Origin of the sequence: Pseudomonas paraeruginosa (assembly GCF_003025345.2) — a bacterium.
Classification (GTDB): Bacteria; Pseudomonadota; Gammaproteobacteria; order Pseudomonadales; family Pseudomonadaceae; genus Pseudomonas; species Pseudomonas paraeruginosa.
In genome coordinates this window covers 251,846-274,348 of record NZ_CP020560.1, presented here as the reverse complement: position 1 = coordinate 274,348, position 22,503 = coordinate 251,846, and the positions used below count along the sequence as shown (strand labels likewise).

The following is a 22,503-nucleotide window of genomic DNA, read 5'->3' as shown; positions in this document are numbered from 1 at the left end:
CAGGCCCGCCAGGGCTCGGAGCCGCTTCGCGATCGGCGACCGCGGCTCCCGGTTCGTCCGGTGCCACCACCGGCAACGTCGACACCGGACGGCGCAGCTCTTGCCTGCCGTCCGGCCCCTCCGGATAGGTGCCTCGCCGGGCTCAGATACCGCCCAGGCAGAGGTACTTGATCTCGAGGTAGTCCTCGATCCCGTACTTGGAACCTTCGCGGCCCAGGCCCGAGGCCTTGATGCCGCCGAACGGCGCCACTTCGTTGGAGATCAGGCCGGTGTTGATGCCGACCATGCCGTATTCCAGCTGCTCGGCGACGCGGAACACGCGGGCCAGGTCGCGGGCGTAGAAGTAGGAAGCCAGGCCGAACTCGGTGTCGTTGGACATGGCGATGACCTCGGCCTCGTCCTTGAAGCGGAACACCGGCGCCAGCGGGCCGAAGGTCTCGTCCCTGGACACCAGGGCGTCCTTCGGCACGTCGACCAGGATGGTCGGCTCGAAGAAGGTGCCGCCGAGGGCGTGCGGCTTGCCGCCGGACACCACCTTGGCGCCCTTGGAGACCGCGTCGGCGATGTGTTCCTCGACCTTGGTCACGGCCTTGGCGTCGATCAGCGGACCGGTGGTCACGCCGGCCTCCAGGCCGTTGCCGATGTTCAGCTTGGCCACGGCGGCCTTCAGCTTGTCGACGAAGGCGTCGTACACGCCGTCCTGCACGTACAGGCGGTTGGCGCAGACGCAGGTCTGGCCGTTGTTGCGGTACTTGGAAATCAGCGCGCCCTCGACGGCGGCGTCCAGGTCGGCATCGTCGAACACGATGAACGGCGCGTTGCCGCCCAGCTCCAGGGACACCTTCTTGATGTCCTGGGCGCACTCGGCCATCAACTGGCGGCCGATCTCGGTGGAACCGGTGAAGGTGAGCTTGCGCACGATCGGGTTGCTGGTCAGCTCGCCGCCGACTTCGCCGGCGCTGCCGGTGACCACGCTGAACACACCCTTCGGAATGCCGGCGCGCTCGGCCAGCTCGGCCAGGGCCAGGGCGGAGTACGGGGTCTGCGAGGCGGGCTTGAGCACCATGGTGCAGCCGGCGGCCAGGGCCGGGCCGGCCTTGCGGGTGATCATCGCCGAGGGGAAGTTCCACGGGGTGATGGCCGCGGTGACACCGATCGGCTGCTTGATCACGATGATGCGCTTGTCCGGCTGGTGGCCGGGGATGGTGTCGCCGTAGATGCGCTTGGCTTCCTCGCCGAACCACTCGAGGAAGGACGCGGCGTAGGCGATCTCGCCCTTGGCCTCGGCCAGCGGCTTGCCCTGCTCGATGGTCATCAGGCGGGCCAGGTCGTCCTGGTTCTCGATCATCAGGTCGAACCAGCGGCGCAGCTTGTTGGCGCGCTCCTTGGCGGTCAGCGCGCGCCAGGCCGGCAGCGCCTTGTCGGCGGCCTCGATGGCGCGGCGGGTCTCGGCGGCCCCCATCTTCGGCACGCTGCCGACGATCTCGCCGGTGGCCGGGTTGTTCACCTTGATGGTCTGGCCGCTGTCGGCATCCACCCAGGCGCCATCGATGTACGCTTGTTGACGGAACAGCTTGGCATCTTTGAGTTGCATGACCTGTCTCCTTCGAGGAATGCCGTGAGCAGCGGGTCTACCTCGACTACCCCGCGTGCCTGGTTGTCTGGTTCGGTTGTAACCGGAAAGTGTTGCCTGCTGGTTATTCGAGAGGGCCAGCGCCCCGGTGTTCCATTTCCTTCGCCCTGTGCCAGCGGCGCCGCCGCTACCGGCCGGCCACCGCGCGCAACGGGCGGGCAGGAGCGAAGCCGGCCGCCGACTGACGTCGGGGAGGATACGAAAGATTCACGCGGGAAAGGGATTGCGAAGCAAACGCCACGCCGGCGCCACGGTGGCCCGACAGCATGGAAGGCTGGACGAGCGACGGGCAGGTCAGAAAGAGGTCATTCCAGGGGCACGCGGCCGGCTGAACTGAAGCCAATTCCCCGGTCTCCTATTGTTGTGGCTTTGGGGGCGTTTGAAATCTCAAACGAATCCTAGGGCCCCCACTGACAAAGGGCAATACCCCGTTCGATAAAATCAACGAAAGTCGGAAAATTCCACTGCTTTGCTGAGCACATCGCGGACGGATGGTCGTTTCCGTTCGAAATCACGAACGTGAACACATGGATGGACGCACGCGGACGAGATGCGTATGATTGCGCCCTGCCGCGCGAGCCGCGGCGCTGCATCCGTAGCTCAGCTGGATAGAGTACTGCCCTCCGAAGGCAGGGGTCGTGGGTTCGAATCCCGCCGGATGCGCCATCTCCCTCCTCGATTCGCCCTGCGAACCGAGCACCCGCAAAGCCCGCCAGACCGAGCGGGCTTTTTTGTGCCTGTCGCTCCGTCCCGACCAGTGCCCGCGGAAGACGGCGGAAACGAAAAGGCCGCGCATGAGTGAGGCGCGGCCTTTGCCTGGGCTGCTGTCTTCCCAGCCCGGCGGAAAAAATCTAGCAGAGCCCTTTCGCCAGGAAAAGAGTCGGCTCGCGGCAGGCCGGCGGGGGACGGAACGGCGTGGCGCGCGCCGAGGGCGCAATCCGCCGCCCTGGCCTTTTCCCCAGGCGCCGCCTTAAGATCGGGAGTCCGCATTGGGGCGGGCCTTCTCTAATTCTGCGGGTGGTTTCTCCGGATGCTTCCAGACAGCGTGGTAGGTAGCAGCGCGCGGCGCCTTCGTCTGCGCCGGGTGCGCGGGCGTGTCGGGCTTGGCCTGGTGGCCGGGCTCTCGGTGCTGGCTGGCATGACCGACGCCATCGGTTTCCTCGCCACCGGCGATTTCGTGTCCTTCATGAGTGGCAATACCACCCGTCTGGCGGTATCCCTGGGCGAGGGCGACCTGGGCGGCATGGCGCGCCTGGCCATCGCCCTGGCCAGCTTCGTCGCCGGCAACGCCCTGGGGGTGATCCTGGCCCGCTTCAGCGGACGCCGGGCGGCGCCGATCCTGGTCTGCTGCGCGATGCTGCTGGCGCTGTCGGCGGTCTGGCCGTTCGACTGGAACGTGCCGGCGCTGGTCGCGGCGATCATCGCGATGGGCATGCTCAACGCGGTGGTCGAGCAGGTCAACGGCCTGCCCATCGGCCTGACCTACGTCACCGGCGCCCTCTCCCGCTTCGGCCGCGGCCTCGGCCGCTGGCTGCTGGGCGAGCGGCGCAACGGCTGGCGGGTACAACTGGTGCCCTGGAGCGGCATGTGCATCGGCGCGGTACTCGGCGCCCTGCTGGAACAGCGACTGGGACTCGCCGCGATGGCGGCGAGCGCGGCGCTGGCGGCGCTCCTCGCGCTGGCGGCGCTGGTGATCCCGCGACCGTGGCAGATGGACTATATGGCGCGCTGAGCCGCCAAGCCTGCCCTGCGCCCCGCCGCCGGAGAAGGAAGGCCCGGCGGGGAGGGTGGCGACGTTTCTTGACCTCGTCCGGAATCGCTCAATAAGATGCGTGCACATGCACTTGAATGAGTGGCGAACCGATGAACCGCAGTGCTCTCGACTTCCGTCATTTCATCGACCACCTGCGCCACCAGGGCGACCTGGTGGACATCCATGCCGAAGTCGACGCCGACCTGGAGATCGGCGCCATCACCCGCCGGGTCTACGAAAGGGGCGCGCCCGCGCCGCTGTTCCACACCATCCGCGGCAGCCTTCCCGGCGCGCGGATCCTCGGCGCGCCGGCCGGCCTGCGGGCCGACAAGGCGCGCGCCCATGGACGCCTGGCGCTGCATTTCGGCCTGCCGGACCACAGCGGCCCCCGGGAGATCGTCGCCGCGCTACGGGCGGCGATGCGCGCGGCGCCGATCGCGCCGCGGCGCGTCGAACGCGGGCCGGTGCAGGAGAACGTCTGGATCGGCGAACGGGTGGACCTGACCCGCTTCCCGGTTCCCCTGCTCCATGCCCAGGACGGCGGGCGCTACTTCGGCACCTACGGCTTCCACATCGTGCAGACGCCCGACCGCCGCTGGGACAGCTGGTCGGTGGGCCGGCTGATGCTGGTGGACCGCAATACCCTGGCGGGCCCGACCATTCCCACCCAGCACATCGGCATCATCCGCGAGCAGTGGCGCCGGCAGGGCAGGCCGACACCCTGGGCGATGGCCCTCGGCGCGCCGCCGGCGGCGCTGGCGGCGGCCGGCATGCCGCTGCCGGAGGGGGTCAGCGAGGCCGGTTATGTCGGCGCCCTGGTCGGCGAACCGGTGGAGGTGGTGCGGGCCCGGACCAACGGCCTGTGGGTGCCGGCCAACGCCGAGATCGTTCTGGAGGGTGAGATCAGCCTGGACGAAACCGCGCTGGAGGGCCCGATGGGCGAATACCACGGCTATTGCTTCCCCACCGGCAAGCCGCAACCGCTGTTCCATGTCCATGCGGTGACCTTCCGCGACCAGCCGATCCTGCCGATCTGCGTCGCCGGCACGCCACCGGAGGAGAACCACACCATCTGGGGCACGATGATTTCCGCACAGTTGCTCGACGTGCTGCAGGACGCCGGGCTGCCGGTGGACATGGCCTGGTGCTCCTACGAGGCGGCGACCTGCTGGGCCGTGCTGTCGATCGACGTGCAACAACTGGCGGCGCTGCGCACCGACGCCGCCGCCTTCGCCACGCGGATCGCCGAGGTGGCGTTCGGCTCGCACCCCGGGCACCTGGTACCGAAGCTGATCCTGGTCGGCAACGACATCGACGTCAGCGAGATCGACCAGGTGGTCTGGGCCCTGGCGAGCCGTGCGCACCCGCTGCACGATCACTTCGTCTTCCCGGCCATCCGCGACTTCCCGATGGTGCCCTACCTCGATGCCGAGGACAGGGCCCGCGGCAGCGGCGGCCGGCTGGTGATCAACTGCCTGTATCCGGAGCAGTTCGCCGGGCGGATGCGCGCCAGCACGGCGTCGTTCCGCCACTCCTATCCGCCGGCGCTGCGCCAGCGGGTGGAGGAGCGCTGGCGCGAATACGGATTCGCCGACGACTGAGCGCTACAATCCCGCCCTGGCGGAAAAGGCTCGACCAAGGGGGCGAAGGCCGATGAACGAGACCAACGCACTGGGGCTGCCGCGCGGCCCGCTGAACCTGATGACCGAGATCGTGCGCCAGCGCGAGCGGCAGCTGACCGCCCTGCTCGCCCCGCTCGGCCTTGGCCTGCACGAATGGCGCGCGTTGCGGATCATCCATGCGTTCGACGGCGACGTACCGATGAGCCTGCTCATCGAACATTCGCAGACCGACCGGACCGCGCTGGGCCGCACCATCGAACGGCTGGTGCAGCGTGGCTGGGCCAGCCGTCTGCCGGATCCGGAGGACGGTCGTGCCGTGCTGGTGCGCCGCAGCCGCGCGGCACAGGCGGTGTTCGAACAGGCCCTGGAACGGGTCGCGCGCCTCGACGAGGCGCTGCTGGCAAGCCTGGAGGCGGGCGAGGACGGCACGCTGGCCGTCGCCCTGGGAAAACTCCTGCGCGCCTTGGACGGGCGTTCCTGAGTGATGCAACCCTCTTCCGCCGCAGACGCGCGGTTTGCGAAGCAGCTCCCAACCCGGGGATAGACTGAGCGGACGGTCACCAGACTGCTGGCCGGTTGATAGCATGGAGCCTTGGCAAGCTCGCCTGGTCACGCCATGCCGGACACCAACGCGCCGAGTTTCGCCGCACCGCCCATACGGCTGCGCGGCCAGCACGCCCCTGGCTATCGCCCCCTTGGCAACGCCCCTTCCTTGCCCGTTCCCGACGGGCTTTTTTCCTGCCCTTCCGGCGACCCTGGATTTTTCCCACACACCAAGGAGGAAAACCTCTCACCCCTCTCGGAACGAGCCGATTTCTCGGCCGATGCCGTTCGCATTCCATTGGTCACCCAACGGCAACGAGGACCAGCCATGACCGGGCGGCCCTCGCATGGAACACGGACGCGCCTCGCACCCGCCCATGTCCGGCCCTTATCCGCCCAACCCGAGGACCGAGGATGAACGACTACATCGCCCGCCTGCGCGCCCGCTACGATGAGCATTTCGGCTGCGCGCCCGCCATGACGCTGGACTGCCGCGGCTTCTGGAAACACTGCGCGGCAGTGCCGGACATGGCCGTCTTCGCCTATCGCCTGGAGAACAGCCGGCGGGCGCACCACGTGGCGATCACCGCCGGGATGAGCCAGCGCCCCATGCACTTCGCGCCGTACATGGGCAAGGCGCGCTGGTCGACCGAACTGATCTGCTACCTGGATCACCTGGGCGGCGAGGACCTCCGCCATCTGCAGTGGCTGGCCGGGATGCCGTTCCACGACCAGTTGGCGCTCGGTCGCGGGCACAGCGTGGCGTTCGGCTTCCCGCTCTACGAATACAGCCTGCTGCGACACTTCCTCCTGCTCGGCACCCCCGACCGCGAGGACGCCGGCCTGTTCGACGGCTTCGCCGACTCCGCCTACCCGGTCGATCTGCTCTGGGTGGTGCCGCTGACCGAGCCTGAATACCAGGTCAAGGTGAAGAGGAACCTGGAAGGCATCGGCGCGCTGCTAAGCCAGTCCGCCCATCCGCTGAGCCTCGACCGCCACCGTCATTGCTACGTGACCGGCGAGCGCCCGGAGGGCCTCGGCCGGGTCCTGCACTGAGCCCTGCCGATGCCCCCGACCTTCGTCGGGCAATCCACCGATGACGTTTTTCAATCGGTTCGATGCCGTTTTCCCCGCTTGCCGATCCGTCCGCCGTCTACGATTCTTGCTGGACGTGAGGACGGCTCCGGAGGAGCGCGCATGAAAACCGTGGCACAACTGTTGAACGCCAAGCAGAACCAGCAGGTGTACACCATCGGACCGGACGAGATGGTGCTCGACGCCCTGCGGCTGATGGCGGAAAAGAACATCGGCGCGCTGCTGGTATTGAACCATGGCGAGGTAGTCGGGGTGGTCAGCGAACGCGACTACGCGCGCAAGATGGTCCTCAAGGGTCGTTCGTCCATTGGCACGCCGATCAGCGCGATCATGAGCGCGCCGGTGGTCAGCGTGGACTCGAAGCAGAGCGTCGACACCTGCATGAACCTGATGACCGACCGCCACCTGCGCCACCTGCCGGTGGTGGAGGAGGGCCGGTTGCTCGGCCTGCTGTCCATCGGCGACCTGGTCAAGGCGGCGATCGCCGAGCAGGCCGAACTGATCCAGCAGCTGGAACAATACATCCGCGGCGACTGAACCGGTCGGGCCGGCCCGATATGGCGGCCCCTGCCCTTTTCCCTCCAGGTTTGGCGATAATCCCGGCTGGTCCCACTCCGAGCCCGCCGCCATGTCATCCCCGCTGCAGTTCCGCCGCTACACTCCCGCCGACCGCGACGCCACCCTGGCCATCTGGCTGGAGGCCTCGCGGATCGGCCACGGCTTCCTCGGCGAAGCCGAACTGCAGAAGCAGAAGGCGCTGGTGCGCGATCACTACCTGGACGCTTCGGAAACCTGGCTGGCGCTGGACGGCGAAACGCCACTGGGCTTCATCGGCCTGCTCGACGCCTTCATCGGCGGCCTGTTCGTCGCACCGGCGGCCCACGGCCGCGGCATCGGCCGGCAGTTGCTGGAACATGCCGCGGCCCTGAAGGGCGCGCTGGAAGTCGAGGTCTACGCCGCCAACCGCGAGGCACTGGGGTTCTATGGGCATTGCGGTTTCGTCGAAACCGGCCGGCGCAAGGAGGACGACGAGGGACGGCCGCTGGAAATCGTCCACCTGCGTCGCGGCGATTAGCCCCCCTTGCGGAAAACGCTCGGCGCCACGCCACTCAGGCGCTTGAAGAAGCGGGTGAAGTAGGCCGGCTCGCTGAAGCCGAGGCGGTCGGCGATCTCGTTCACCGTCATCGCCGTGTAGACCAGGTCGCGCTTGGCCTCCAGCAGCAGGCGCTGGTGCACGATGCCCAGCGCGGTCTGCCCGCTGAGGCGGCGCGCCACGCCGTTAAGGTGCGCCGGAGTGATGCCCAGGCGACGCGCGTACTCGTCGATCCCCAGGTGCTCGCGGAAATGCCGCTCGACCAGTTGCGAGAAGCCCGACAGATACTCCTGCCCACGCCCAGGCCGCGCCTCCGCCCGCCGGACCATCACTTGCCGCCCCAGCCACACCGCCAGCACGCCGATCAGCGACTGCAGCAGCAGTTCGCGCGCCGGCGCAGTGCCGGCGTACTCGCCGTCGATGGCGTCGAACAGCGTGTCGATGTAGCGCCGGTCCGCACCCACCGGATACAGCCCCGGCGCCTCCAGCGCCTGGCGCTGCGCGCCGAGGTGCGCCTGCAAGCGGGCCAGCAGCGGCGCGGCGAGGGTCAGCACGTAGCCGTCGATACGCTCGGAGAACTGGAAGCCATGGATGCACAAGGGCGGCACGAACTGGATGGCGGGCCGCTCGACGCGGGTCAGTTCGCCTTCCACCTGCAACTGCGCCCAGCCCCTGCGCACGTACAGCAACTGGCCGAGATCGGCATGCCGGTGCGGCTTGATCTCCCAGTCATGCAGGCGGCTGCGGGCGGGGATCGACTCGCAGTGCAGGAGGTCCGGGGTCGGCCACTCGAGGGGCTCGCCATAGAGCTTGAACACCGGAACAGCGCCTGTGGGAAGCGTCATCGCCACCTCCTGCCGAAATGGCCGATTGCCGAACAGAGTTTGGAAAAGTCCAGGAATAGAAAGCCAATTTGCCTTCTCCAGGCATCCAGGGCAAACAAAAATACAGCCACCTCCAGACAAGATCCGCGCCGGCGCCACCCATGCCGGCCAGCCATAACAGCGAGAGGGCTATCCGCAATGAAGACTCAAGTCGCCATCATCGGCGCCGGTCCGTCCGGCCTCCTGCTCGGCCAGTTGCTGCACAAGGCCGGCATCGACAACGTGATCCTCGAACGCCAGGCGCCTGACTACGTGCTCGGCCGCATCCGCGCCGGGGTGCTGGAACAGGGGATGGTCGACCTGCTCCGCGAAGCGGGCGTCGACCAGCGCATGGCGCGCGACGGGCTGGTCCACGAGGGCGTCGAGATCGCCTTCGCCGGACAGCGCCGGCGCATCGACCTGAAACGCCTGAGCGGCGGCCGGACGGTGACCGTCTACGGCCAGACCGAAGTCACCCGCGATCTCATGGAGGCCCGCGCCGCCTGCGGCGCCACCACCATCTACCAGGCCGCCGAGGTGCGCCTGCACGACCTCGAGGGCGAGCACCCCCACGTGACCTTCGAGCGCGACGGCGAGCGGGTTCGCCTGGACTGCGACTACATCGCCGGCTGCGACGGCTTCCACGGCGTCTCGCGACAGTCGATCCCGGCGGAGCGGCTGAAGGTCTTCGAGCGGGTCTATCCGTTCGGCTGGCTCGGCCTGCTCGCCGACACCCCGCCGGTCAGTCACGAACTGATCTACGCCAGCCACCCGCGCGGCTTCGCCCTGTGCAGCCAGCGCTCGGCGACGCGCAGCCGCTACTACGTGCAGGTGCCGCTGACGGAGAAGGTCGAGGACTGGTCGGACGAGCGCTTCTGGACGGAACTCAAGGCGCGCCTGCCGACGGAAGTCGCGCAACGGCTGGTGACCGGCCCAGCGCTGGAGAAAAGCATCGCGCCGCTGCGCAGCTTCGTGGTCGAGCCGATGCAGCATGGCCGGCTGTTCCTCGCCGGCGACGCCGCGCACATCGTTCCGCCGACCGGCGCCAAGGGCCTGAACCTGGCGGCCAGCGATGTCGCCACGCTGTACCGCCTGCTGCTGAAAGCCTACCGCGAAGACCGCGCCGACCTGCTGGAACGCTACTCGGCGATCTGCCTGCGGCGAATCTGGAAGGCCGAACGCTTTTCCTGGTGGATGACCTCGGTGCTGCATCGCTTCCCCGACACCGACGCGTTCAGCCAGCGCATCCAGCAGACCGAGCTGGAGTACTACCTCGGCTCCGAGGCGGGGCTGGCGACCATCGCCGAGAACTACGTGGGACTGCCCTACGAGGCCGTCGAATGACCCGCGACGCCGCTTAGCGGCAGCGCGGGACGCGCTCCAGGCGTCTCTGCATGGCGACTCCGCGACGCCAAGGGATCGAACATTCTCCGGCACCCGTCCAACCCCAGGCGCAGTATCATGCCCGCTGCCCTTCGCGTCGCGTCCGTCCCAGGTGCCGTCTTGCCAGAGCTCGCCCACAACCCGCCCGCCGTCCGTACCGTCCTCGTCGGCCTGATGCTGTCGATCTTCCTCAGCGCCCTCGACCAGACCATCGTCGCCGTCTCCCTGCCGGCGATCTCCGCCGACTTCGCCGACCTCGACCTGCTGGCCTGGGTGATCTCCGGCTACATGGTGGCGATGACCGTGTCGATGCCGATCTATGGCAAGCTCGGCGATCTCTACGGGCGGCGCCGACTGATGCTCTTCGCCATCGCCGTGTTCAGCGCCGCCTCGCTGCTCTGCGGGCTGGCGCAGAGCATGGGCCAGCTGGTGCTGGGGCGGGTGCTGCAGGGGATCGGCGCGGGCGGGTTGATGGCGGTCAGCCAGGCGATCGTCGGCGACATCGTCCCGCCGCGCGAACGCGGGCGCTACCAGGGCTACTTCAGCAGCATGTACGCCATCGCCAGCGTCGCCGGACCGGTGCTCGGCGGTCTGCTCACCGAATACCTGTCGTGGCGCTGGGTATTCTGGATCAACCTGCCGATCGGCCTGCTCGCGCTGGCCATCTCGCGGCGAACCCTGGTCGGCCTGCCGGTGCCGCGCCGGCAGCCGCTGATCGACTACCCGGGCATCGCGCTGATGGTGGTCGGTCTCACCGCCCTGCTGCTGGGCATCACCCAGATCGGCCAGGGTGTGGCCTGGAACGACCCGGCGCTGCTCGGCCTGTTCGCCCTGGCGGCGGTCGTCCTGCTGCTGTTCATTCTCCAGGAGCGGCGTTTCCGCGAGCCGCTGGTGCCGATGCAGCTGTTTTGCATCCGCGCCGCCACCCTCAGCTGGCTGGTGGCGTTCTTCGCCAGTTTCCAGGCCATCTCGCTGACCGTGCTGGTGCCGCTGCGCTACCAGAGCGTCACCGGCGCCGGCGCCGACAGCGCCGCGCTGCACCTGCTGCCGCTGGTCATGGGCCTGCCGCTGGGCGCCTACTGCTGCGGCCGGCTGACCGCCAGCCTGGGGCGCTACAAGCCATTGATCCTGGGCGGCGCCCTGCTCCTGCCGTGCAGCATCGCCGGCCTGGCCCTGACCCCGGCCACGCACCCCTGGCTGTCGGGGCTCTTCATGTTGCTCACCGGGATCGCCGTCGGCACCCAGTTCCCCACCAGCCTGGTGGCTGCGCAGAATGCCGTGGAACAGCGCCATATCGGTGTGGCCACCAGCAACGCGACGCTGTTCCGCTCCCTCGGCGGCGCGGTCGGGGTGGCGCTGATGTCGGCGATCCTGCTGGCCCTGCTCAAGCATCTGCGGATCGGCGGCGGCATCGATCAGGGGTTCTCCGAAAGCGCCCTGCTGAGCAGCCTGAACGCCGCCAGCGGACCGGCGCAGATCATCTTCCAGCACGTCCTCGCGGATGCCTTCAAGGTGCTCTTCCTGGTCAACGCGGCGGTGGCCCTGCTTGGCCTGGTGGTGGCCGCGGCGCTGCCCGACATGCCCTTGCGCGGTCGCCCGGTGGCGGAGCCGTCGGCCGGGGAGTGAGCGCGCGCCGATAATCGAACGCATTCGTCCTGGTAGCGGCCGTGTCCGATTTACAAAAGTAACCGTTCGGTACATTTTCCCGGCATCGACAATGTCACTGCTGTGGAGGCTGCGCCATGACGCGCACGGTACTGGTCCTGAACGGTCCCAACCTGAATCTGCTCGGCACCCGCGAGCCACGCACCTACGGTCGGCAGACCCTTGCCGAGATCGCCGCGCAATGCGCGGCCTTCGCCGAATCACGCGGCTTCGCCGTGGAGTTCCGGCAGACCAACCATGAGGGCGAGCTGCTCGACTGGATCCACCAGGCGCGCGGCCGGATCGCCGGCATCGTCATCAACCCAGCCGCCTGGACCCACACCTCGGTGGCCCTGCGCGACGCGCTGGCGGCGGTGGAGCTGCCGGTACTCGAGGTGCACCTGTCCAACGTGCACCAGCGCGAGCCGTTCCGCCACCACTCCCACGTCTCGCCGCTGGCGACCGGGGTGATCTGCGGCCTCGGCGGCCTTGGCTATCGCCTGGCCCTGGAATACTTCGCCAGCCAGTTCGAGGCCGCCGCATGAGCCGCCCACGCTCGGTGCTCGCCGGCCTGGTCGGCGCCGGCATCCAGGCCTCGCGCACTCCCGCCCTGCACGAACACGAGGGCGACGCCCAGGGCATCCGCTATCTCTATCGGCTGATCGATCTCGACCTGCTGGGCAAGTCGGCGGACGACCTGGAATCCCTGCTCGCCGCCGCCAGCGACCTCGGCTTCACCGGGCTGAACGTCACTTTTCCCTGCAAGCAGGCGATCATCCCGTTGCTCGACGAGCTTTCCGCCGAGGCGCGTGGTATCGGCGCGGTGAATACCGTGGTGCTGCGCGACGGCCGGCGCATCGGCCACAACACCGATTGCCTGGGCTTCGCCGAAGGTTTCCGGCGCGGCCTGGCGGACGCGCCGCGCCAGCGGGTGGTGCAACTGGGCGCTGGCGGCGCCGGCGCGGCGGTGGCCCATGCGCTGCTCGCCGAGGGCGTCGAGCGGCTGATCCTGTTCGATGTCGAGACGGCACGCGCGCAAGCCCTGGCGGACAATCTCAACGCGCACTTCGGCGCGGCGCGAACGCTCGCCGGCAACGACCTGGCCAGCGCCCTCGGCGCCGCCCAGGGACTGGTCAACACCACCCCAGTGGGCATGGCCAAGCTGCCCGGCATGCCGCTGCCGGCGGAACTGCTGCGCAGCGAGCTATGGGTCGCCGAGGTTATCTACTTTCCGCTGGAAACCGAGCTCCTGCGCCAGGCCCGCGCCCTCGGCTGCCGGACCCTGGACGGCGGCAGCATGGCGGTGTTCCAGGCGGTGAAGGCGTTCGAGCTGTTCAGCGGGGTGAAGGCCGACGCGGCGCGGATGCAGGCGCATTTCGCCAGTCTCGGCGACTGAAGCGGACCGCGGCCCCTCCGACCGGGAACGCGAGAGGGGCCGGGCTGGCGGGCAGGCGTCGGTGCTCAGGCGCGGAGATAGCGCAGCACCGCCTCGCAGATCATCTCCAGGTGCCGTTGCCGGACCCCGGCGTCGTGCAGGTCGGTGCGGAAGATCCGCGACACGGTGTAGCGGTTGGAGACCCGGTAGAAGCAGAACGAGCTGATCAGCAGATGCACGTCGAGCGCCACCAGCCCGGGGCGGAACACCCCTTCCGCTTCGCCGCGACGGAGGATTTCGGCGATACCCTGGACGATCGAGCCGTTGACGCTCTGCACCAGTTCGCTGCTGGCGATGTGCTCGCCCTTGTGGATGTTCTCGATGCTGATGATGCGGACGAAATCCACGTGGCGGTCGTGGTAGTCGAAGCTGAACTCCACCAGCTTGCGCATCGCCTTCACCGGCGGCAGCTCGCCCAGCTGGAGGCTGTTCTCGATACCGCGGATATCGCTGTAGAGCTTCTCCAGCACCGCCTGGTAGAGCTGTTCCTTGCTGCCGAAGTAGTAGTAGATCATCCGCTTGGAGGTATGGGTGCGCTCGGCGATGGCGTCCACCCGCGCGCCGGACAGCCCCTGGGCGACGAACTCGTCGGCCGCGGCGCGAAGGATGTCCTGGCGGGTCTTCTCGGGATTGTTCTTGCGCCCCTTGCCCCGTGGTGCGGGCGCTTCCACGGCGGCGGGATCGGGATTGGACATCGGTGGCTCACTCGTGGCCGGCGGAAACTGCGGCCGATTATGCGGGCCGCGGCCGACTGTAGGAAGAGCACCTGCCGGAGCACCGATAATTCTCACAATTTGACCCGGCGCACACCGCGCCGGGCCTGGGCCATCGCCGCCAGGCGCACCGCCACGTTGGCGGCGCCATAGCCGGCGTAGCCATGGCGGCGCTGGAGGATCTCGAAGAAGAAGCGTTCCTCGAACGGCTCGGTGAACACATGGAACAGCTCGCCGCCCTGGGCGTCGCGGTCATAGAGCACGTTGTAGTAGGCCAGCTCGCTGAGGAACTCCTCGGTGAAGTCGAAGCGCGCAGCGAGGTCGTCATAATAGTTCAGCGGGATTTCCAACAGCGTCAGGCCGGCCTCCTTGGCCTGGGCCACGGCGGCGAAGATGTCCGCGCAGTCGAAGGCGATGTGGTGCACGCCGGAGCCGCGATAGCTGGACAGCGCACGGGCGATGGCGGTGTTGCGGTCCTCGGAAATGTTCAGCGGCAGGCGCACCTGGCCGCAGCGGCTGCGCACCGCGCGGCTGGTGACCAGGCCGTAGGGATCGGGCAGGACCACCTCGTCGTCGGCGCTGAAGTCGAACAGGCTCTTGTAGAACAGCACCCAGCTGTCCAGGCCCTCGGCGGGCAACGCCATGGCCACATGGTCGATGCGCCGCAGGCCGAGGCCGGGCGTCGCCTCGCCGGTCATCTCGAAGTCGGTCTGGTAGATGTCGCGCCCCCCGCCCTCCTGCTCGACCAGGTACAGGAGGCTGCCGTCGAGGGCACGCACCGCCGGGATTTCCCGTTCGTTGGGGCCGACCAGCCCGCGATAGGGCTGGCCGCCGTAGCGGCGCGCGCGCTCCAGCGCCTGGCCGGCGTCGCGCACGCGCAGGGCGGTGGCGCACAGCGAAGGCCCATGGGCCTCGAAGAAGCCGTGGGCGAAGGAATAGGGCTCGGCGTTCAGCACCAGGTTGATCCCGCCCTGGCGCAACAGGCTGACATTCTTCGAACGATGCTGCCCGACCCTGGCGAAGCCCAGTTGGCGCAGCCACTGGCCCAGGCGCGCGCGCAACGCTTCGTCGACGGCGAACTCGAGGAACTCGATGCCGTCGCAGACGCTCGCCGGCGGCGGCGCGAAAAGCCCGTCCACGGCCACCTGCGGTGCCTCGCGGCGCAGGCGCTCGCGGGTCTTTTCCTCCAGGTAGAGCAGCGCGCGCAGGCCGTCGGCGGCGTTGGCGCGGGTCGGCGCGGCGCGGAAGCCGTCGTTGAAGACCTCCAGCGACAGCGGCCCACGGTAGCCGCTGGCGACGATCGGCGCGAGGAAGCCCGCCAGGTCGAAGCCGCCCTGCCCCGGGAAGCAGCGGAAATGCCGGCTCCACTCCAGCACGTCCATGGCCAGCAACGGCGCATCGGCCATCTGTACGAAAAAGATCTTCTCCGCGGGTAGCCCGGCGATGCCACGAGCATCGCCGTTCAACGAGAGGGTGTGGAAACTGTCGAGGATCAGACCGAGGTTCGGCCGGTCGGCCCGCCGCACCAATTCCCAGGCCTGCTCCCAGGTGCTGACCTGGCGGCCCCAGGCCAATGCCTCGTAGCCGATACGCAGGCCCCGGGCGGCAGCGCGTTCGGCCAGCAGGCGAAGATCGTCGACCAGCAATGCCGGCTCGCCGAGGGCGTCCGCGGCGACGTTGCTACAGACCAGCACCAGGTCGGTGCCCAGCTCCTGCATCAGGTCGAACTTGCGCTCGGCGCGCTCCAGGTTGCGCGCCAGGCGCTCCCGGCGGCAGCCCTCGAAGTCGCGGAACGGCTGGAACAACAGGATCTCGAGTCCCAGGTCGGCGCACAGCCGGCGCACATCGCGAGGGCTGCCGTCGTAATGGAGCAGGTCGTTCTCGAAGACTTCCACTCCATCGAATCCGGCGGCGGCAATGGCTTCGAGCTTCTCCGGCAGGGTACCGCTCAGCGATACGGTGGCGATCGAACGCTGCATGCTTCGACTCCTCAACTCAAAACGCCCCACGGCGCCTGGCATCGCGCGGGTGACGAGGTGGAACCAGGGAGGCGCGGGAAACCGCGCGGATATGCCGGGGAGCCGCCGCGCAGGAACGCGCGCGCTCGGCTGGCAGCCCGATTATTGGTTTGCGGCGCGAACCGGGCAATGCAAAATGTACGAACTGGTTAGTATTCTGTTCGAATATCGAACATAAGCGCGATTATCGAATTGACGATTTTTCGACCAATCGCTCACCATCGCTGCCACCGGTGCAGGCCATCCCGCTCTGCCGGAAGCGCTCGCCGCTTCCCTCCGGGAACCTGCGCAACCCAAGCGACATAACAATTTCAATAATCGGGTACCTGCCATGTCCCTCACCGACTTCGCCCTTGCTCCGCCGCTCCACCCCCCGGCCGCCCGCCCGGACCGAGCGCTCCTGCCACGCTGACGCCCGCGTGCGAAACCAGAACGACAAATCCAGGCCGGGCGCTCGCGCACCGGCCGTCGAAAGGATGGCCCCACCGATGATCCACTCCTCCAGTTCCCGGCTGCCCGCCGCCGACACCGCCGCGCGCGCTACCCGCGGCGGCAGGTTGCGCAGCGCCCTCGCCGTCGGCCATACCCGCTGGGGCATGCTCGCCCTGGTGTTCTTCGCCACCACCCTGAACTACATCGATCGCGCCGCCCTCGGCGTGATGCAACCGATCCTCGCCGAGAAGATGAGCTGGACGGCGATGGACTACGCCAACATCAATTTCTGGTTCCAGGTCGGCTACGCCATCGGCTTCATCCTCCAGGGCCGCTTCATCGACCGGGTCGGGGTCAAGCGCGCCTTCTTCCTCGCCGTGCTGCTCTGGAGCCTGACCACCGGCCTCCACGGCCTGGCGACCTCGGCGGCGGGCTTCATGCTCTGCCGCTTCGTCCTCGGCCTGACCGAGGCGGCCAACTACCCGGCCTGCGTGAAGACCACCCGCCTCTGGTTCCCCGCCGGCGAGCGCGCGGTGGCCACCGGCATCTTCAACGCCGGCACCAACGTCGGCGCGATGGTCACCCCGGCGCTCCTGCCGCTGGTCCTCAGCGTCTGGGGCTGGCAGGCGGCATTCCTCTGCATGTCGGCGCTGGGCCTGGTCTGGCTGGCGTTCTGGTGGCGCAACTACCACAACCCCGAAGAACATCCCCGGGTACGACGGAGCGAACTGGACTACATCCAGCAGCAGGAAGAGCCTCCCGTCACCCGCGTGCCCTTCTCGCGGATCCTCCGCCGCCGCGGCACCTGGGCCTTCGCCCTGGCCTACTCGATCACCGCCCCGGTGTTCTGGTTCTACCTCTACTGGCTGCCGCCGTTCCTCAACCAGCAGTACGGCCTGGGCATCAGCGTGACGCAGATGGGCATTCCGCTGATCCTGATCTGGCTGACCGCCGACTTCGGCAGCATCGGCGGTGGCATCCTTTCCTCCTGGCTGGTCGGCAGGGGCATGCCGGCGGTCCGCGCGCGCCTGCTGTCGATGCTGCTGTTCGCCTGCACCATCGTCGGCGTGGTGTTCGCCGCCAATGCCGATGGCCTGTGGATCGCGGTACTGGCCATCGCCCTTGCGGTCGGTGCGCACCAGGCGTGGACGGCGAACATCTGGAGCCTGGTGATGGACTACACGCCCAGGCACCTGATGAGCACGGTGTTCGGCTTCGGCGGCATGTGCGCGGCGCTGGGCGGGATGTTCATGACGCAGCTCGTCGGCGGCGTGCTGACCGCGACGAACAACAACTACGCGGTGCTCTTCTGCATGATCCCGGCGATGTACTTCATCGCCCTGGCCTGGCTGTACTTCATGGCGCCGCGTCGGATCGAAGCCTGAGTCCCGGCGCCCGGCGCTCGCCGGGCGCTTCCCTGCCCCGAGAACAAGAAACGAAGGGACATTCCCATGTCGCACCCGAGCCTCGTCCGCGCGCTCTGCGCGTCCCTCTGCCTCGGCGCCGGCCTGCCGGTCCACGCCGAGCGAGGTTTCCTCGAAGACGCCAAGGTCAGCCTCACCGCGCGCAACTTCTACCTGAACCGCGACTTCGTCGGCCACGCCGGCCAGGACAAGGCCGAGGAATGGACGCAGAGCTTCATCCTCGACGCCCGCTCCGGCTTCACCGAGGGCAGCGTCGGCTTCGGCCTCGATGTCCTCGGCCTGTACAGCCTGAAGCTGGATGGCGGCAAGGGATCGGCCGGCACCCAGTTGCTGCCGACCCACGACGACGGCCGCCCGGCCGACGACTTCGGACGCCTGGCGGTGGCCGGCAGGCTGCGCGTGTCGAATACCGAACTGAAGCTCGGCGAATGGATGCCGGTGCTGCCGATCCTCCGTTCCGACGATGGCCGCTCGCTGCCGCAGACCTTCCGCGGCGGCCAGCTCAGCGCCAGCGAGATCGCCGGCCTGACCCTCCACGCCGGCCAATTGCGCGGCAACAGCCCGCGCAACGACGCAAGCATGCAGGACATGTCGCTATTCGGCCGGCCGGCCGCCACTTCCGACCGTTTCGATTTCGTCGGTGGCGAATATCGCTTCAACGGTGAACGCACCCTGCTCGGCCTGTGGCACGCCGAGCTGAAGGACATCTACCGCCAGCAGTACCTGCAACTGCAACACAGCCAGCCACTCGGCGACTGGCTGCTGGGCGCCAACCTCGGCTGGTTCCGTGGCCGCGACGATGGCAGCGCGCGCGCCGGCGAACTCGACAACCGCACCGTTTCCGCGCTGTTCTCCGCGCGCCACGGCCTGCATGCCCTCTACCTCGGCCTGCAGAAGGTCGGCGGCGACGACGGCTGGATGCGGGTCAACGGCACCAGCGGCGGCACCCTGGCCAACGACAGCTACAACGCCAGCTACGACAACCCCGGCGAACGTTCCTGGCAGCTGCGCTACGACTTCGACTTCGTCGGCCTCGGCCTGCCCGGCCTGACCTTCATGACCCGCTACCTGCATGGCGGCCATGTGCGTCTGGCCGGAGTCACCGACGATGGTAGCGAATGGGGACGCGAGAGCGAGCTGGGCTACACGGTGCAGGGCGGCGCCTTCAAGCGCCTCAACCTGCGCTGGCGTAATTCCAGCCAGCGCCGCGACTGGGGCAGCAATACCCGTTTCGACGAGAACCGGCTGATCGTCAGCTATCCGCTGGGCCTGTTCTGAATCCCGCGCGCCACTGCGCCGACGCCTTCAGCGACCGCGACGCCAGGCCACCAGCAGGCCGCTGGCGCAGATGACGAGGATGCCGAGCAACGCCCAGGCATCCGGCGCGTGGCCGAAGACCAGCAGGCCGAGCAGCCCGGCGAAGATGATCTGGCCGTAGCTGAACGGCGCCAGGGTCGCTGGCGGCGCGTGACGGAAGGCCTGGGTCAGCAGCAGGTGGCCGCCCATGCCGCAGCCGCCCAGGGCGATCATCATCAGGCCGTGGAGAAGACTTGGGGTCTGCCAGAAGAACGGCACCAGCAGGCTCATGATCAGGGTGTTGAAGATGCCGGCGAGGAAGTTGCTGGTGGTCGGGCTGTCGCTGTTGGCGAGCATCCGCGTGAGCAGCTGGTAGAGCCCGAAGCACAACGCCGAGCCGAGCGGGAACAGCGCCGCCGGGGTGAACAGCGCGCCGCCGGGACGGACGATGAACAGCACCCCGACGAAGCCGGTGAGTACCGCCAGCCATTGCCCCGGGCTGACCTTCTCCTTCAGCAGCGGCACCGACAGCGCGGTCACCAGCAAGGGCGCGAGGAAGTTCACCGCGGTCGCCTCGGCCAGCGGCAGGTAGCGCAGGCCTGTGGTGAAGAACAGGCTGGTGCCGATCAGGCACAGCGCCCGTGCCAATTGCATGAGCGGCCGCCGGGTACGGATCACCGCCAGGCCGTTGCGCGGCACGAACACCACGACCATCAGCAGGGTGTGCACCAGGTAGCGGGCCCAGACCACCATGACGATCGGGTAGAAACCGGAAAGGAACTTGGACAGCCCGTCATGGCTGGCGAACAGGAACACCGCGGCGCAGATCAGGAAGATCCCGCGCAACGGCTGGTCGTTGCCGGGTAGCGCGGAGGAGGTCGCGTTCATTGGGCGGTACCGGGATGAATGAATGGCGCGGGTATCCGAGCATGCCAGACGCCGCGGGGAAATGGCCACAGACGGAAGCGTTCGATCAACGCACCATCAATCGATTACCGGATTGCGGGCTCCCCCCTCTCTCCCTAATGTGTTCCTCGCCCTGGCAGCCTGGCTGCCCATACAAGAACAACAGGGGAATTCCGACATGCCGCTGCACACCCCACGCTCCACCGCCGGTACCTGAGTCCGCGTGCGACTGCGTCCCACGCCCCTCCCTCTCGCCGCGGAAGCCGCCTCATGAACAGTTCCAGCCTGCCCGCCGTCGAGCGTCTCGACGTGCAAGCCTTCATCAATGCCCAGCCTCTTTCCCCCTATCAGTGGCGGATCGTCCTGCTGTGCTTCCTGATCGTCTTCCTCGATGGCCTCGACACCGCCGCGATGGGCTTCATCGCCCCGGCGCTGACCCAGGACTGGGGCATCGACCGCGCCAGCCTCGGCCCGGTGATGAGCGCCGCGCTGATCGGCATGGTCTTCGGCGCCCTCGGCTCCGGGCCGCTGGCCGACCGCTACGGGCGCAAGCTGGTATTGGTGGCGGCGGTGTTCCTGTTCGGCCTGTTCAGCCTGGCCTCTGCCTACAGCACCAACGTCGAGCAACTGCTGGCGCTGCGCTTCCTCACCGGCCTCGGCCTCGGCGCAGCGATGCCCAACGCCACCACCCTGCTTTCCGAATACACCCCCGAGCGCCTCAAGTCGCTGCTGGTGACCAGCATGTTCTGCGGCTTCAACCTGGGCATGGCCTGCGGCGGATTCGTCTCGGCCAAGCTGATCCCGCTGTTCGGCTGGCACAGCCTGCTGCTGCTCGGCGGCCTGCTGCCGCTGCTCCTGGCGGTAGTCCTGCTGTTCCGCCTGCCGGAATCGGCGCGCTACCTGGTGGTGCGCAACCGCGGCAGCGAGCGGGTACGCCGGGCGCTGGCCCCCATCGCCCCGGCGCAGGTGGCGCTGGCACAGGGTTTCCACGTCCCCGAGCAGCAGACGGTGCAGGCTCGCAACGTGTTCGCGGTGATCTTTTCCGGCACCTACAGCGCCGGCACCCTGCTGCTCTGGCTGACCTACTTCATGGGCCTGGTGATCGTCTACCTGCTGACCAGCTGGCTGCCGACCCTGATGCGCGATAGCGGCGCGAGCCTGGAGCAGGCGGCGTTCATCGGCGCGTTGTTCCAGTTCGGCGGTGTGCTCAGCGCGGTGGCGGTGGGCTGGGCGATGGACCGCTTCAACCCGCACAAGGTGATCGGCCTGTTCTACCTGCTGGCCGGGGTGTTCGCCTGGTGCGTCGGCCAGAGCCTCGGCCAGGTCACCCTGCTGGCGACCCTGGTGCTGCTGGCCGGCATGTGCATCAACGGCGCGCAGTCGGCGATGCCGTCGCTGGCAGCACGCTTCTATCCGACCCAGGGACGTGCCACAGGGGTCTCCTGGATGCTCGGCATCGGCCGTTTCGGCGCTATCCTCGGCGCCTGGATCGGCGCCACCCTGCTGGGCCTGGGCTGGAACTTCGAACAGGTGCTGACCGCCCTGGTGCTGCCGGCCGCGCTGGCGACCGCCGCGGTGCTGCTGAAGGGGCTGGTCAGTCACGCGGATGCGGGGTGAGACGGCGGATAACGCCGTCGGCGTTATTCGCCCTACCCCAGGGCCGCGACAGCGCGCAGGGCGCATGACCGCTCGCGGTCATCCGCCCTCGGACGCCGGTGTATCGGCGGCGCATCGCCTCAGAAGGTGAACTCCATGTTCAATGTCGGCGTCGAGGTACGGCTGCCGGTGCCGCCGTCGACGCCGAACTTGTTGTGCCAATACTCGTAGCCGACGCCGAGCCACAGGTTCGGCTGGCGCTTGTCGCCTGGCAGGGCGGCGACCATCAGGGCGGCGCGGACCAGGGTTTCCGCCGCGGTGTCCTTGTCGTTGTAGTCCTCGCCCTTCTCCCCCACGTAGTTGACGAAACCCTGGAACTTCGCCGCATGGTTGCCGACCTTGAACGGCCGCATCCAGGTCAGGTTGAGCATGTAGGTGGTGTCGAAGGTGTGGTCGGGATGGCGCGCGCCGGGCACGCCGAAGTGGTTCTTCTCGCGGTAGTAGAGCAGGCTCAGGTCGAGCACGCCGGGACCGTTGAACTTGAGGGTCGGGCCGAACACCAGGGCGCGCTTCTTGGCCGAAGCCAGGTTGTTGTTGCGGCTGGCGTCGAAGCCCAGGGTGAAGGCGTAGTCCTTGACCAGGCCGGTGCCCAGCGGCCGGTCGAACACCCGCGAGGCGTAGAGCTGGTGGCGGTAGACCGCATAGACCTCGCTGCCACCGTGGTCGGTGCCCTTGCGCGGGTCGCGGCTGTCGGAAAGGAACACATCGAGATTGAAGAAATTGCTGCCGTAGCGATAGCCGTCGGCGTGGGTGAAGCTGTATATGCGCTTGGCGAACTTGTCCGGGTTGTTCGGGTTGGTGAACTGCTGGCCGTAGCGGAAACCGACACTGTTGCTCATCCACTCCAGCGCCATGCTCTCCCCGGCGCCGACGAGCGCGACCAGGGCGGCGGCGCCCCGCATCATCTTCTTCATGCTGTGTGTCCTGCTGGTTGCTTGTTGTTCTTGTGGCGACTCAGCCCCCGGTTTCGCGCCGGGGTCGCGGGGCAGTATCG

19 protein-coding genes and 1 tRNA gene are annotated in these 22,503 nt (G+C 68.1%); 14 read left to right on the top strand and 6 right to left on the bottom strand.

Annotated features, from left to right (window positions below; all coding sequences use genetic code 11):
• Positions 1–142: 142 nt before the first annotated feature.
• Positions 143–1,594 carry an NADP-dependent succinate-semialdehyde dehydrogenase gene (gene gabD, locus B7D75_RS01300; protein WP_012073886.1) on the bottom strand — a complete coding sequence of 484 codons (1,452 nt, stop codon included), beginning with the start codon at positions 1,592–1,594 and terminating at the stop codon, positions 143–145.
• Positions 1,595–2,222: 628 nt separating this feature from the next.
• On the opposite strand from gabD, the gene B7D75_RS01290 reads away from it, so the two are divergent.
• The 7 genes from B7D75_RS01290 to B7D75_RS01260 all read left to right on the top strand — a co-directional run bounded on the left by B7D75_RS01290 (position 2,223) and on the right by B7D75_RS01260 (position 7,721).
• Positions 2,223–2,299, top strand: a tRNA-Arg gene (locus tag B7D75_RS01290).
• A 379-nt stretch (positions 2,300–2,678) separates the two neighbouring features.
• Positions 2,679–3,365: a YoaK family protein gene (locus B7D75_RS01285; protein ID WP_079262224.1), complete on the top strand. Its 687-nt coding sequence runs from the start codon at positions 2,679–2,681 to the stop codon at positions 3,363–3,365.
• Positions 3,366–3,496: 131 nt separating this feature from the next.
• Entirely contained in the window at positions 3,497–4,987 is a 1,491-nt protein-coding gene (locus B7D75_RS01280) for a UbiD family decarboxylase (RefSeq protein ID WP_107113664.1), read from the top strand.
• Between the two features lie 52 nt (positions 4,988–5,039).
• On the top strand, positions 5,040–5,489 hold the full coding sequence (locus B7D75_RS01275; protein WP_043100122.1) for a MarR family transcriptional regulator: 450 nt from the start codon (positions 5,040–5,042) through the stop codon (positions 5,487–5,489).
• A 476-nt stretch (positions 5,490–5,965) separates the two neighbouring features.
• Complete coding sequence (locus tag B7D75_RS01270) at positions 5,966–6,607, top strand: suppressor of fused domain protein (RefSeq protein ID WP_003152134.1); 642 nt, start codon at positions 5,966–5,968, stop codon at positions 6,605–6,607.
• Positions 6,608–6,748: 141 nt separating this feature from the next.
• The gene (locus B7D75_RS01265) at positions 6,749–7,183 is read left to right on the top strand and encodes a CBS domain-containing protein (RefSeq protein WP_003152136.1); all 435 of its coding nucleotides are present in this window, start codon (positions 6,749–6,751) and stop codon (positions 7,181–7,183) included.
• Positions 7,184–7,274: 91 nt separating this feature from the next.
• Complete coding sequence (locus tag B7D75_RS01260; protein ID WP_003152138.1) at positions 7,275–7,721, top strand: GNAT family N-acetyltransferase; 447 nt, start codon at positions 7,275–7,277, stop codon at positions 7,719–7,721.
• On the opposite strand, the gene B7D75_RS01255 is transcribed toward B7D75_RS01260, so the two are convergent.
• A complete protein-coding gene (locus B7D75_RS01255) occupies positions 7,718–8,584 on the bottom strand; it encodes a helix-turn-helix domain-containing protein (RefSeq protein WP_012073881.1) in 867 nt (288 codons plus the stop codon). The genes B7D75_RS01260 and B7D75_RS01255 overlap by 4 nt on opposite strands.
• A 177-nt stretch (positions 8,585–8,761) precedes the next feature.
• On the opposite strand from B7D75_RS01255, the gene pobA reads away from it, so the two are divergent.
• From pobA to B7D75_RS01235, 4 genes are all read left to right on the top strand, one after another.
• Positions 8,762–9,946, top strand: a complete 1,185-nt coding sequence (gene pobA, locus B7D75_RS01250) for a 4-hydroxybenzoate 3-monooxygenase (protein ID WP_053813213.1) — start codon at positions 8,762–8,764, stop codon at positions 9,944–9,946.
• A 159-nt stretch (positions 9,947–10,105) separates the two neighbouring features.
• Complete coding sequence (locus tag B7D75_RS01245) at positions 10,106–11,611, top strand: MDR family MFS transporter (protein ID WP_034079327.1); 1,506 nt, start codon at positions 10,106–10,108, stop codon at positions 11,609–11,611.
• A 116-nt stretch (positions 11,612–11,727) separates the two neighbouring features.
• The gene (gene aroQ / locus B7D75_RS01240) at positions 11,728–12,174 is read left to right on the top strand and encodes a type II 3-dehydroquinate dehydratase (protein WP_034079328.1); all 447 of its coding nucleotides are present in this window, start codon (positions 11,728–11,730) and stop codon (positions 12,172–12,174) included.
• Positions 12,171–13,025, top strand: coding sequence for a shikimate dehydrogenase (locus B7D75_RS01235; RefSeq protein WP_034079330.1), 855 nt, complete (start codon positions 12,171–12,173; stop codon positions 13,023–13,025). The genes aroQ and B7D75_RS01235 overlap by 4 nt, the downstream gene beginning before the upstream one ends.
• A gap of 65 nt (positions 13,026–13,090) precedes the next feature.
• Here the strand turns inward: B7D75_RS01235 and B7D75_RS01230 are convergent, their stop codons facing one another.
• The gene (locus tag B7D75_RS01230; RefSeq protein ID WP_003157798.1) at positions 13,091–13,759 is read right to left on the bottom strand and encodes a TetR/AcrR family transcriptional regulator; all 669 of its coding nucleotides are present in this window, start codon (positions 13,757–13,759) and stop codon (positions 13,091–13,093) included.
• Positions 13,760–13,851: 92 nt separating this feature from the next.
• Entirely contained in the window at positions 13,852–15,756 is a 1,905-nt protein-coding gene (gene quiC, locus B7D75_RS01225) for a 3-dehydroshikimate dehydratase QuiC (RefSeq protein ID WP_034079331.1), read from the bottom strand.
• A 527-nt stretch (positions 15,757–16,283) separates the two neighbouring features.
• Here quiC and B7D75_RS01215 point away from each other — a divergent pair.
• Both B7D75_RS01215 and B7D75_RS01210 read left to right on the top strand, forming a co-directional pair.
• The gene (locus tag B7D75_RS01215) at positions 16,284–17,612 is read left to right on the top strand and encodes an MFS transporter (RefSeq protein ID WP_107113662.1); all 1,329 of its coding nucleotides are present in this window, start codon (positions 16,284–16,286) and stop codon (positions 17,610–17,612) included.
• A gap of 66 nt (positions 17,613–17,678) precedes the next feature.
• The gene (locus tag B7D75_RS01210) at positions 17,679–18,929 is read left to right on the top strand and encodes an OprD family porin (RefSeq protein WP_058174740.1); all 1,251 of its coding nucleotides are present in this window, start codon (positions 17,679–17,681) and stop codon (positions 18,927–18,929) included.
• A 27-nt stretch (positions 18,930–18,956) separates the two neighbouring features.
• On the opposite strand, the gene B7D75_RS01205 is transcribed toward B7D75_RS01210, so the two are convergent.
• Entirely contained in the window at positions 18,957–19,835 is an 879-nt protein-coding gene (locus tag B7D75_RS01205) for a DMT family transporter (protein WP_043100113.1), read from the bottom strand.
• A gap of 288 nt (positions 19,836–20,123) precedes the next feature.
• Between B7D75_RS01205 and B7D75_RS01200 the strand changes: the two genes are divergently transcribed.
• On the top strand, positions 20,124–21,470 hold the full coding sequence (locus tag B7D75_RS01200; protein ID WP_034079335.1) for an MFS transporter: 1,347 nt from the start codon (positions 20,124–20,126) through the stop codon (positions 21,468–21,470).
• A 119-nt stretch (positions 21,471–21,589) separates the two neighbouring features.
• On the opposite strand, the gene B7D75_RS01195 is transcribed toward B7D75_RS01200, so the two are convergent.
• Positions 21,590–22,423, bottom strand: a complete 834-nt coding sequence (locus tag B7D75_RS01195; RefSeq protein ID WP_003151092.1) for a hypothetical protein — start codon at positions 22,421–22,423, stop codon at positions 21,590–21,592.
• Positions 22,424–22,503: the final 80 nt, after the last annotated feature.

Excerpts from the sequence above, each read along its gene's own strand:
- gabD (WP_012073886.1), bottom strand. The coding sequence starts at position 1,594 with ATGCAACTCAAAGATGCCAAGCTGTTCCGTCAACAAGCGTACATCGAT.
- B7D75_RS01280 (WP_107113664.1), top strand. The coding sequence starts at position 3,497 with ATGAACCGCAGTGCTCTCGACTTCCGTCATTTCATCGACCACCTGCGC.
- B7D75_RS01275 (WP_043100122.1), top strand. The coding sequence starts at position 5,040 with ATGAACGAGACCAACGCACTGGGGCTGCCGCGCGGCCCGCTGAACCTG.
- B7D75_RS01270 (WP_003152134.1), top strand. The coding sequence starts at position 5,966 with ATGAACGACTACATCGCCCGCCTGCGCGCCCGCTACGATGAGCATTTC.
- B7D75_RS01265 (WP_003152136.1), top strand. The coding sequence starts at position 6,749 with ATGAAAACCGTGGCACAACTGTTGAACGCCAAGCAGAACCAGCAGGTG.
- B7D75_RS01260 (WP_003152138.1), top strand. The coding sequence starts at position 7,275 with ATGTCATCCCCGCTGCAGTTCCGCCGCTACACTCCCGCCGACCGCGAC.
- B7D75_RS01255 (WP_012073881.1), bottom strand. The coding sequence starts at position 8,584 with ATGACGCTTCCCACAGGCGCTGTTCCGGTGTTCAAGCTCTATGGCGAG.
- pobA (WP_053813213.1), top strand. The coding sequence starts at position 8,762 with ATGAAGACTCAAGTCGCCATCATCGGCGCCGGTCCGTCCGGCCTCCTG.
- aroQ (WP_034079328.1), top strand. The coding sequence starts at position 11,728 with ATGACGCGCACGGTACTGGTCCTGAACGGTCCCAACCTGAATCTGCTC.
- B7D75_RS01235 (WP_034079330.1), top strand. The coding sequence starts at position 12,171 with ATGAGCCGCCCACGCTCGGTGCTCGCCGGCCTGGTCGGCGCCGGCATC.
- B7D75_RS01230 (WP_003157798.1), bottom strand. The coding sequence starts at position 13,759 with ATGTCCAATCCCGATCCCGCCGCCGTGGAAGCGCCCGCACCACGGGGC.
- quiC (WP_034079331.1), bottom strand. The coding sequence starts at position 15,756 with ATGCAGCGTTCGATCGCCACCGTATCGCTGAGCGGTACCCTGCCGGAG.
- B7D75_RS01215 (WP_107113662.1), top strand. The coding sequence starts at position 16,284 with ATGATCCACTCCTCCAGTTCCCGGCTGCCCGCCGCCGACACCGCCGCG.
- B7D75_RS01210 (WP_058174740.1), top strand. The coding sequence starts at position 17,679 with ATGTCGCACCCGAGCCTCGTCCGCGCGCTCTGCGCGTCCCTCTGCCTC.
- B7D75_RS01205 (WP_043100113.1), bottom strand. The coding sequence starts at position 19,835 with ATGAACGCGACCTCCTCCGCGCTACCCGGCAACGACCAGCCGTTGCGC.
- B7D75_RS01200 (WP_034079335.1), top strand. The coding sequence starts at position 20,124 with ATGAACAGTTCCAGCCTGCCCGCCGTCGAGCGTCTCGACGTGCAAGCC.
- B7D75_RS01195 (WP_003151092.1), bottom strand. The coding sequence starts at position 22,423 with ATGAAGAAGATGATGCGGGGCGCCGCCGCCCTGGTCGCGCTCGTCGGC.